The sequence below is a fragment of the Catenulispora sp. GAS73 genome (assembly GCF_041262085.1).
Lineage (GTDB): Bacteria > Actinomycetota > Actinomycetes > Streptomycetales > Catenulisporaceae > Catenulispora.
This window is the reverse complement of the sequence record NZ_JBGCCM010000068.1, coordinates 20,328-27,914: the sequence shown is the minus strand read 5'-3', so window position 1 is coordinate 27,914 and position 7,587 is coordinate 20,328. Positions and strand designations below refer to the sequence as shown.

At 73.2% G+C, this 7,587-nt stretch carries 6 protein-coding genes and 1 pseudogene; 4 read left to right on the top strand and 3 right to left on the bottom strand.

What is annotated here, in order from left to right; genetic code table 11:
* Nucleotides 1-133 precede the first annotated feature (133 nt).
* The 3 genes from ABH935_RS49550 to ABH935_RS49540 form a co-directional block, all read right to left on the bottom strand.
* The gene (locus tag ABH935_RS49550) at nucleotides 134-1,987 is read right to left on the bottom strand and encodes a cell wall-binding repeat-containing protein (protein WP_370384994.1); all 1,854 of its coding nucleotides are present in this window, start codon (nucleotides 1,985-1,987) and stop codon (nucleotides 134-136) included.
* A gap of 86 nt (nucleotides 1,988-2,073) precedes the next feature.
* Nucleotides 2,074-3,234, bottom strand: a complete 1,161-nt coding sequence (locus ABH935_RS49545; protein WP_370384993.1) for a sensor histidine kinase — start codon at nucleotides 3,232-3,234, stop codon at nucleotides 2,074-2,076.
* The gene (locus ABH935_RS49540; protein WP_370384992.1) at nucleotides 3,227-4,054 is read right to left on the bottom strand and encodes a response regulator transcription factor; all 828 of its coding nucleotides are present in this window, start codon (nucleotides 4,052-4,054) and stop codon (nucleotides 3,227-3,229) included. The genes ABH935_RS49545 and ABH935_RS49540 overlap by 8 nt, the downstream gene beginning before the upstream one ends.
* A gap of 145 nt (nucleotides 4,055-4,199) precedes the next feature.
* On the opposite strand from ABH935_RS49540, the pseudogene ABH935_RS49535 reads away from it, so the two are divergent.
* From ABH935_RS49535 to ABH935_RS49520, 4 genes and pseudogenes are all read left to right on the top strand, one after another.
* Nucleotides 4,200-5,303: pseudogene (locus tag ABH935_RS49535) on the top strand (glycosyltransferase 87 family protein); the annotation flags it as partial.
* A 312-nt stretch (nucleotides 5,304-5,615) separates the two neighbouring features.
* A complete protein-coding gene (locus ABH935_RS49530; RefSeq protein ID WP_370384995.1) occupies nucleotides 5,616-6,260 on the top strand; it encodes a glycosyltransferase family 2 protein in 645 nt (214 codons plus the stop codon).
* Complete coding sequence (locus tag ABH935_RS49525; RefSeq protein ID WP_370384991.1) at nucleotides 6,257-6,934, top strand: DUF2064 domain-containing protein; 678 nt, start codon at nucleotides 6,257-6,259, stop codon at nucleotides 6,932-6,934. The genes ABH935_RS49530 and ABH935_RS49525 overlap by 4 nt, the downstream gene beginning before the upstream one ends.
* On the top strand, nucleotides 6,931-7,578 hold the full coding sequence (locus tag ABH935_RS49520; protein WP_370384990.1) for an SAM-dependent methyltransferase: 648 nt from the start codon (nucleotides 6,931-6,933) through the stop codon (nucleotides 7,576-7,578). The genes ABH935_RS49525 and ABH935_RS49520 overlap by 4 nt, the downstream gene beginning before the upstream one ends.
* Nucleotides 7,579-7,587 lie beyond the last annotated feature (9 nt).

Below are 7,587 nucleotides of genomic sequence, written 5' to 3'. Positions count from 1 at the left end.
GGGGGCGCCGGGGGGCGGCCGCGGGGGGGCCCGCCGCCCGGGGGGGGGGGGGGGGGGGGGCCCGCCGGGGGCCGGCGCCCAAACCCGCGGGGGCGCCCCCGCCCCCGGGGCCCCCCGACTCGAAACCAAGCCCCTACAAGCTGTTGAGCACCGCGTTCGAAACCGCCGCCGTCCCGCCCAGCACCACACCGACCTCGATCGAGCCGCCAGCCTGCTCGTCGTTCAAGAACCCGCGGGTGGCGGGGTCCACGCCGGTGGGCTCGGTGAGCAGCAGCGGGCCGTCCAGGGTGCCCATCGCGGCGCCGCCGGACAGGGCGTCGGCCCAGTTGGTGCCGGTCGCCACGCCGTACATGTGCGGGGTGCCGGTGGAGCCGAAGAACTGGCGCGCGACCAGGGCGGCGGTGCCGTACCGGGTTTCGCCGACCAGGGTGTTCAGCTTCAGGTTGCCGGCCGGGACGAAGGAGGCGAGTGACTTCGCCGCCGTGTTCGCCGCGCCGCCGACCGGGTAGAAGTTCGCGCCGGCGGTCAAGCCCTGGTTCAGGAACGACGACACCGACCCGGGCATCTTGGTGTCGTTCGTCAGCACCAGGATGGTGTCCGGGGTCGCGCCGGCCGCGGTCCCGGCGGCGAGCGCGTCGGGGAAGTTGTTCGCGGTGGCGAGCAGGACCCGCTGCACGACGTGGTGGCCGTTCGAGTCCAGCATGTCGCGGGACATGGTGCCCGCGATCATCGCGGAGGTCTCGAAGCGGTCGCTCCCGCCGATGCGGATCGGGTCGTACCCCAGGCGGGCCACGGCGTTGGCGACCGCGGGCGAGACGGCCTTCTCTCCGCCGAGCAGATACACCGTGGCGCCCGGCGCCAGCGTCCGCTGCAGTTCCGCGGCGGTCGCCGGGTTCAGGGTCGCGGTCTGGGTCAGCAGCAGCGGCCCGCCGACGTGCGCGGCCAGCGCCGAGCCGCCGAGGGCGTCCGCGAACTGGTCCGAGCGGCTCAGGACCACGGCCTTGGCCAGCGGGCGCTTGTCGCCGGGGGCGTAGAAGTCGTTCTTGTCGCGGGTGGTCGTCGGCCACATCTGCTGCGACACCGCGACGGCCGTGCCGATCCGGTCGCTGCCGGCCCAGCGCACCGCGTGCTGCTGCGCCGGGTCGATGTTCACGTGCGCGGAGGCGGCCAGGTCCACCTGGTCCTCGTCCACGTTCAGGGACGTGGAGCCGTAGCCGCGGTTCACGCTCTTGAAGTACTGGTGGATCCGCTGGTGCTTGCCCCAGTCGCCGGCCGGGACGTACGGGTCGTTCGTCGTGGCGTTGAAGTTCGCCTGGTCCGCGGTGGTGCCGGCGATGTCGACGGCGGCTATCTGCGCTCGCAGGGCCGGGTCCGCGGCCGCGTCGCCGATGGCGCTGTGATCGGTGGCCGGGTTCAGCGAGTTGCCGTACAGGCCCAGCTTGTAGCCGGTGTTGCTCTGCTGCAGCGCGGCCGCGAAGTTCTTCAGGTAGCTGTCGACCGCCTGCGCCGTCGCGGTGTCATGGTAGGTCTCGATGTCGACGAAGATCGTCGTGCCCGAGGCGAAGCCGAGGCTCTGGGCCTGCTTCGCCGCGTCGGCGCCGTCGGACATGCCCATGGCGGCCGGGTTCGCCCCGGACGCGATCAGGTCCGGGCCCTGCTTGCCCGCGTAGATCGCCCACATGCCCCAGCCGGTCGCGGCCTGGTGCTGCACCCAGTCCGAGGTGTACCCGCCGGACGGCGAAGTCGCGGTCTTGCACAGGTAGCTTGAGCCGCCGATGTAGACGCCGACACCTCGATAGGGCGAGTGTGCGTACCAGTCGTCCATCTGCGCGTTGGTGGGCGCGTTGCAGATGTCGAAGCCCTTCCCGCTGAACGCTGTGTTGGGCGAGGCGGCGGCGTGGGCGCTGGTCGCGCCGATCCCCACCAGACCCAGCGATCCCAACGACGACGCGGCTATGGCTGATGCGGTCAGACGCATGCGCTTCATGACTTGATCCCCTCCGTAGGCCCGGACCACCCTAGGCCCGGACCCGCGCACCTCCTCCGCATTCTCAACGAATGGCGTAGAGAAAATCACACTGGAACTGGCAAAAGCATCTCGAAGCGGCACCCGCCGTCCACGTTCCCGACTGTGACAGCACCCGAATGTGCCTCGGCGATGCCCCGCACGATCGCCAGCCCCAGGCCGGCGCCGGCCCCGACCGGGCTCTCCGTCTCCGGTGTCCGGGCCGCCGTGCCCCGCCACGCCACGTCGAAGACCCGGTCCAGGTCCTCGTCCGGGATGCCGCCGCAGGCGTCGGTGACGGCCAGCAGGACCTGCGGTTCGCCGCTCTCGTCGGCCCGGGTCAGCGCGGAGGCCTCGATCCGGACGGTGCCGTCCTCCGGGGTGTGCCGGATCGCGTTCACCACCAGGTTCGACAGCGCACGTGACAGTTCCCTGACATCACCGCGCACCGTGGCCGGGGTCGTCACCACGCCCGACAGCTCGATGCCGCGGGCCCGGGCCAGCGGCTGGCCCTCGGCCAGCGCGCCGTCCACCAGGTCCGCCAGCGCCACCGACTCCAGCGTCAGCCGCAGGGCGCCGGCGTGTATCCGCGAGAGCTCGAACAGGTCGTCCACCATGCCGGCCAGCCGGTCCGCCGCCTGCCGCATCTGCACGTGGTAGCGGGCCGGGTCGGTGGCGACGCCGTCCTCCAGGGCCTCGGCCATGGCGCGCAGCCCGGCCAGCGGGGTGCGCAGGTCGTGCGAGACCCAGGCGACCAACTCGCGGCGCGAGCGTTCCAGCGCGCGCTCGCGCTCCCGCGACTCGGCCAGCTTCGCCTGCGTCGCGCGCAGTTCCCGGTCGAGCTGGGCCAGCTCGCCGGTCATCAGGGCTTTGCCGTTCTGCGCCGGGCTCGGGGCGTCGTCGCCCTCGCCGAGGGCCTGCAGGGCGCTGCGCAGCGTGCGGCTGTCGTGCGCCAGGCTGCGGCCCAGCAGGTAGGCCAGCGCCAGCGTCACCGCCGCGCCGGACAGCGAGACGACCACCGAGACCCCGGCGTCGTGCGAGGAGATGAACATCGCGCGGGAGGCGATCACGATGCCGGCCACCACCGCCAGGGCCGCGGTCGCGGCCGAGGCGAACAGCGAGGCGCGCAGCGACCGGCCGCGCAGCGCCCGCAGCGCCAGCCAGCCGATGAGCGAGGCGCCGACCGCGGAGCCGGCGCCCATGGCGATGATCTCCAACTGGTCACGCATCGAGGTCCTCCGGTGCTTCGAGCCGGTAGCCGACGCCCCAGACCGTCACGATCAGCGACGGTGCGGCCGGGTCCGGCTCGATCTTCTCGCGCAGCCGCCGCACGTGCACCGTGACGGTCGACTGGTCGCCGAAGGACCAGCCCCACACCTGCTGCATCAGCTCGGCGCGGCTGAACGCCTGGCCGGGGTTGGCCATCAGGAACGCCAGCAGGTCGAACTCCCGGCCGGTCAGGGCCAGCGGCTCGCCGGCCAGCCGGGCCTGGTGCGCGGTCAGGTCGACCTCCAGCCGGCCCAGGACGAGGATCTCAGGACCCTGTGGCGGCTCCGAGCCCTGGCCCCGGCCCCGAGCCCGGCCCCGGCCGCGCGAGCGGCGCAGCACGCTTCCGGCCCGCAGTACCAGCTCCCGCGGGCTGAAGGGCTTGGTGACGTAGTCGTCGGCACCGACCTGCAGCCCCAGGATCCGGTCGCCCTCCTCGCCGCGCGCGGTCAGCATGATCACCGGGACCTCGCCGAGCGCGGCGACCCGCTGGTGCACCTCGTACCCGTCGAAGCCGGGCAGCATCAGGTCCAGCACCATCAGGTCCGGCAGCCGCTCGGCCGCCGCGGCGACCGCGGAGGGCCCGTCGGCGGCGCGGCGGACGCTGTACCCGGCGCGGGTGAGGTAGGCGGCGACGACCTCGGCGACCGTGGCGTCGTCGTCGACGACCAGCACGTCGAGCGCGGCCTCGCCGCCGTCGCGGTCGGTGGCGGGCTCGTCGCCGACGATGCTCGCGGTGTCCGGCGTGCCCATCGGATTGCCGCCTTCCCGGTGATCAGTCATTTCCCGACATTTTGCCTGGAGCTCTCGTCACGGTACTAGGGAACACCGTGTGCGGCCCTGAACGGGGCTTTCCAGTCCTTACGGAACTGTGACGACCCGGCGTGGAGCGTCGCCGGAAAGGCCCGCCGCCGGTCAGTCTGAGCCCATGAGAATCGTGCGGCTCGGTGCTGCGCTGGGGGCCGCGACGCTGCTCACGGCGGGCGTGTACGCGATCGTCCGCGTCCACGGCGCCTCGGCCCTCAGCTTCGGCGGACGGGCCGAACTGGATTTCGGCGCGCTGTTCGCGCTGTACCTCGCCGGCGCGTGGTCGGTGTCGGGGCTGCCGACGCTGTGGGCGCGGTGGGTGACGCTCGGCGGCGCGGCGGCGATGCAGATCGCGGCGTTCACCACGGCGCCGCGCTACTCCGACGACCTGTACCGGTACGTGTGGGACGGCCGGGTCCAGGCCTCCGGCATCGACCCTTACCGCTACGTCCCGGTGGCCACGCGCCTCGTCGGCCTCCGAGCCGGCTCCGGCCTGTTCCCGCCGACCGGCCGCGGCCTCGACCCGTCGCACTGCGTGACCTCGGCGCCGGGCATCACCGCCGCCTGCACGTACATCAACCGTCCGCTCGTGCACACGATCTACCCGCCGGTCGCCGAGGCGTACTACTTCCTCGCGCACTGGTGGGGGCCGCGCGGCATCCAGGTTTCCGCGGCGGTGCTCGCCCTCGGCGTCACGGTCGTCCTGCTGGTCGGACTTCCGCGGATCGGTGTCGACTCCCGGAACGCCGTGCTGTGGGCCTGGTGCCCGACGGTGGCGGTCGAGGCCGGGAACGGCGGACACGTGGACGTCCTCGCCGTCCTGTTCACCGCCTGCGCGTTCCTGGCGCTGGCCTCGAAGCGCGTGGCGCGGGGCGGAGTCTTCCTCGGGCTCGGCATCGCGGCGAAGGTGACTCCCGCGCTGGCCGTGCCCGGGGCGCTGCGCCGCCGGCCGTTCGTGCTGGTGGCGTCCATCGCCGGCGTGGTGGTCGGGGTCTACCTGCCGCATGTCCTGGCCGTCGGCAGCGGCGTCGAGGGCTTTCTCGGCGGCTATCTGAACGAGGAGGGCTACCAGAGCGGCGCGCGGTTCGCGCTGCTGGACGCGGTCTTCCCGGGGCCGCTGGTCAAACCGGCGGCCGTGGCCGTCCTGGCCGTGGCCACGATCCTGGTCTGGCGGCTGAGCGACCCGGAGCGGCCCTGGCGCGGCGCGCTGGTGCTGGCGGGCGTCGGGTTCCTGGTCACCGCGCCGCCGTTCGCCTGGTACGCGCAACTGCTGGTGCTGTTCATCGCGTTCGGGGGCTGGCGGAGCATCGCGTGGATCGGGGTGCCGTACGCGGGGTACGTCGTGCAGTCCGGGGGCTCGCCGGTGCAGGGATACGGCGGGGCTTTGGTGGCCATGGTGGTGGTGTTCGCGGGGCAGGCTGTTTTCAAGACACTCCGTCTGCGATCGGCGACGCAGCGTCGCGAAACCGACCGCACTCGTGACGAGCTTGACCTCGATCCCGCTCTAGATCCCGCGCTCGTCGGCGCGACCGACGTCATCCTCCCGTGCCTCGACGAAGCCGCGGCCCTTCCCTATGTCCTGTCCCGGATCCCCGCCGGCTACCGCGCCATCGTCGTCGACAACGGCTCCACGGACGGCTCCGCCGAGGTGGCGGAGTCGCTGGGGGCGCTGGTCGTGCGCGAACCGCGCCGGGGCTTCGGCGCCGCCTGCCACGCGGGCCTGCTCGCGGCCACGGCGGACGTCGTCTGCTTCCTCGACTGCGACGGCTCCTTCGACCCCGAAGACCTGCCGAAGGTCGCCGACGCCGTCCGCCGGGGCGAGGCCGACCTCGCACTCGGCCAACGCAGGCCCCTGACCCGCGACGCCTGGCCCCCGCACGCCCGGCTGGCCAACCGCCTGCTGGCGTTGCGGATCCGGAGCGAGACCGGGGTGCGGATCCGCGACCTCGGGCCGATGCGGGCCGCCCGGCGTGCGGACCTGCTGGCGCTCGGGATCGAGGACCGGCGGTTCGGCTACCCGCTGGAGATGGTGCTCAAGGCCGCGCAAGGCGGTTGGCGCATCACCGAGACTGACGTCCCGTACGCGCCGCGCACCGGCAAGTCCAAGGTCACCGGAACGGTCGGCGGCACCGTCAAAGCCGTCCGCGACATGCGCCGAGTCTGGAGGGCCGCGACCCGATGAGCACCCTGATCGTCATCGCGAAAGCGCCGGTGCCGGGCCGGGTGAAGACCCGGCTGACGCCGCCGTTCACGCCGCAGCAGGGGGCCGAGCTGGCCCGTGCGGCGCTCGCCGACACGCTGGAAGCCGTTGCCGTCGCTCGGGTTTCGCTTCGGTTGTTGGCTCTGGAGGGGGATCCGGCGTTGGTCCCCGCCGCGTCGGGATTCACGGTCGTCCCCCAAGGCACCGGGGGTCTTGATCGGCGGCTGGCTGCGGCCTTTCAGCGGGCCGCGGTCCTCGATCCGGGCCCGGTTCTGCTCATCGGGATGGACACGCCGCAGGTGACCGGTCCGTTGCTGGAGGCGTGTATGCCCACGGCGTGGGAGGACGCGACGATCGGTCTGGCCGAGGACGGCGGGTTCTGGGCGTTGGGCTTCCGTCGTCCGCGCGAGGTGGCGCTCGACCGGTTGCTGTTCGACGTGCCGATGTCCACGGACACGACCGGTACCGTGCAGCTCGACCGGCTCACCGATGCCGGGCTCAGGGTGCGGATGCTGCCGGTGCTGCGGGACGTCGACACCGTCGCGGACCTCCAGGCCGTCGCCGCCGCGGCTCCGGCGTCACGGTTCGCCGCTGTGGCCGGCGCTGCCGGTGCCGCCGGCGCGGGGCTGCCGGCGCCCATGCCGGTGCCGGCGTGAGCGACGCCGGCGCCTGGACGGCCAGCGCGCCGTACGCCCGGGCGATCAACGACCCGACCGCGCGACTGGTCCTGCACGCCGATTCCGGCGAGACCCTTCTGTTGGACGCGGCGAAGTTCAGCGCGCCGCCGGACGCCGTGGACAAGGCCGTCCTGGACCGCTGTCAGGGCCCGACCCTCGATCTGGGATGCGGGCCGGGGCGGCTGGTCGCCGAGCTCGCCGGGCGCGGGGTGCCGGCCTTGGGGGTGGACGTCGCGCCGTTCGCGCTGTTGCTGAGCCGCGCGAGCGGGGCGAGCGCGCTGCGCCGGTCGGTCTTCGACCGGCTGCCGGGCGCCGGGCGGTGGCCGCACGCCTTGCTGATGGACGGGAACATCGGGATCGGCGGTGATCCCGGGGCGTTGCTGGAGCGGCTGCGCACACTGATCCGGCCGCGCAGCGGGGAATTGATCGTTGAGACCGAGGCGGACGACGTCGATGAGCGGTATCGCGTGCGGTTCGGCGGCGGTGGTGGCGGGGACGAATTCGGTTGGGCCCGCATCGGATCCGAGTCGCTGTTGGCGTTGGCCGCGCCGCTCGGATACGCGGCGCGCCAGGTGTGGACGGCCGACGGCCGCAGGTTCGTCGCGTTGAGTTACCTGGGCTAGTCGGTAGGC

Bases quoted from the DNA above. Each gene is read 5' to 3' on its own strand.
- ABH935_RS49540 (WP_370384992.1), bottom strand. From the start codon at position 4,054: ATGACTGATCACCGGGAAGGCGGCAATCCGATGGGCACGCCGGACACC.
- ABH935_RS49550 (WP_370384994.1), bottom strand. From the start codon at position 1,987: ATGAAGCGCATGCGTCTGACCGCATCAGCCATAGCCGCGTCGTCGTTG.
- ABH935_RS49525 (WP_370384991.1), top strand. From the start codon at position 6,257: ATGAGCACCCTGATCGTCATCGCGAAAGCGCCGGTGCCGGGCCGGGTG.
- ABH935_RS49545 (WP_370384993.1), bottom strand. From the start codon at position 3,234: ATGCGTGACCAGTTGGAGATCATCGCCATGGGCGCCGGCTCCGCGGTC.